This window comes from Paraburkholderia sp. (assembly GCF_026225065.1).
Lineage (GTDB): Bacteria > Pseudomonadota > Gammaproteobacteria > Burkholderiales > Burkholderiaceae > Paraburkholderia.
Genome location: NZ_JAMFSB010000236.1, coordinates 1 through 2,412, shown reverse-complemented (window position 1 = coordinate 2,412; position 2,412 = coordinate 1). Strand labels below are relative to the sequence as shown.

General features: G+C 63.9%; 2 protein-coding genes. Both read left to right on the top strand.

Translation table 11 applies throughout. The features are described from left to right. Nucleotides 1–1,175: efflux transporter outer membrane subunit (locus tag M0954_RS17255; RefSeq protein ID WP_297354481.1), on the top strand; the 1,175-nt coding region annotated here is incomplete at its 5' end. Next, on the top strand, nt 1,172–2,412 hold a 1,241-nt coding region (locus M0954_RS17250), incomplete at its 3' end, for a paraquat-inducible protein A (RefSeq protein WP_297354479.1). The genes M0954_RS17255 and M0954_RS17250, both read left to right, overlap by 4 nt.

Below are 2,412 nucleotides of genomic sequence, written 5' to 3'. Positions count from 1 at the left end.
TCAACGCGCAACGCCAGCGTGTGCCGCTGGGCACGCAGTTGCCACCGGGCGTTGGCCCAGTCCTGAACCAGTACCAGGCGACGCTCTCTGCGTCCTGGGAGATCGATTTCTTCGGCAAGCTGCGCCGGCAGACAGAAGCTGCCCGTGCGAACCTGCTCGCGAGCGAGGAGGGCAGGCGTGCGACGATCTTGACGTTGGTGGCATCGGTGGCGTCGTCGTATGTGAACCTGTTGTCGCTTGACCGTCAGCTAGATATTGCGAAGTCAACAGTCGCAAGCCGTGCGGCTTCCGTCAATGTGTTTCAGTTGCGCTTTTCGGGCGGCGAAGTGTCGCAAATGGAGCTGGCGCAAAGCCAGTCGGAATACCAGGCCTCGCTCGCGGCCATTCCGCAGATCGAGTTGCAGATTGCGCAGCAGGAAGACGCGCTGTCGATCTTGCTTGGACACAACCCTGAGGTCATCGTGCGTGACCGCGAACTGGACGATCTCGCGCTGCCTGCCGTGCCGGCGGGGCTGCCGTCTGAATTGCTCGAACGCCGTCCCGACCTGCGCCAGGCCGAGCAAGACCTGATTGCCGCGAACGCGCTGATCGGCGCTGCGCGCGCGCTTTATTTCCCGTCGATCTCGCTGACCGGTTTGTTCGGTTCGGTGAGCGGACAGTTCTCTTCGCTCTTCACCGGACCGGCCCGCATCTGGTCCTATGCCGGAGCGGTGACGCTGCCGATCTTCACGGCAGGCAGCATCGGCGGTCAGGTGAAGCAGGCCGAAGCGCAGCAGCAACAAGCGCTGTTTCAATATCAGAAGGCGATCCAGGTCGCATTCCAGCAAGTCGCCGACGCGCTCGTGTCGCTACAGAAAACGCGTGAGCAACTGGTGGTGCAGGGCAATCAGGTCGATGCGTTACGCACCTATGCACGCCTTGCCCGGCTGCGCTTCGAGGGGGGCTATACGAGCTACATCGAAGTGCTCGATGCCGAACGTAGTCTCTTCAATGCCCAACTAAGCTACGCGCAGACGCAAGGCGCGGTGTTCACGTCGACCGTGAGCCTCTACCAGGCGATGGGCGGAGGCTGGGTCACCGATGCCGAGCGCATGACCGCGACGACCTACAACGGGACCACGGCCATGGCGAATCCGCCATCGGCCGCGTCGGACACGAGAGGGGCGGCGCCATGAATGATGCTCGCCTTATCGCGTGTCATGAATGCGACCTACTGCAGCGCGAGACCGTGCTCGCCAGCGGTGCAACCGCACGCTGCCGTCGCTGCGGCGCGACGCTGTATCGAAGCCCGCCCGCCAGCGTGGACCGGGCACTGGCGTTCACGCTCGCGGCAATCGTGCTGTTCGCCGTGGCCAATGCCTTCCCGATCGTGGGGCTTTCAGTGAACGGCACTCTTGTGGAGACCACGCTGTTCGGCGCGGCTCGCATCCTGTACGACGACGGCGTGTGGCCGCTCGCAGGCCTCGTGTTCGTCACGACGCTACTGATGCCGCTGCTCGACATGGCGGCAGTGACGTATGTGCTTTTGCCGCTACGCTCAGGACACGTCCCGCGCCGGCCCGATATTGTGTTGCGCGTGCTGCGTCGTGTGACCCCGTGGGGCATGATCGAAGTGCTGATCCTCGGGATGCTGGTCGCGCTCGTCAAGCTTGCGGCTATTGCAACCGTGGTCCCCGGCATTGCCATGTTGGCGTTCGGCGCGGTGATGCTGTTGCTTGCCGCGGCTGCGGCCGCCTTCGATCATCACGATATCTGGACTCGCATCGACGTCGCGCGGAGCGCGGCTAGCGCGCCAGTGGCGCCAGTCGCGCAGACCGGTGCCTCGGCGCTGACGGCCGCCCGCGCCGGCCTGTTCGTCTGCCATGACTGCGGCTTGTTGTCGAAACCGGCATTGCACGCCCACGAAGGCCGCTGCCCGCGTTGCGGGTCGCATCTGCACTTCCGCAAGCCCGGCAGCATTGCGCGCACCTGGGCGTTCGTCATTGCGGCAGTGATCCTCTACATCCCCGCCAACATGCTGCCCGTGATGGATACGAGTTCGCTGTTCGGCGCGCAAACAGACACGATCCTGAGCGGCGTGGTCTACCTCTGGACTTCCGGCTCATGGCCGCTTGCGGCCATTGTTTTCATCGCGAGCATTGCCGTGCCCATGCTCAAGATCATCGCGCTTGTCTTTCTCGTCCTGACGGCGCAACTGCGCTGGCGCTGGCTGCCCGAGAGGCGCACGCGCATCTATCGGCTGGTCGAACTTGTCGGCCGCTGGTCGATGCTCGATATCTACGTCATCACCATTCTGGTCGCCCTCGTGCAATTCAACGCGCTCGCGACGATCAAGGCCGGCCCCGGCGCGATCGCGTTTGGCGCGGTAGTCTTGCTGACCATGTTCGCCGCGATGTCATTCGACCAGCGTCT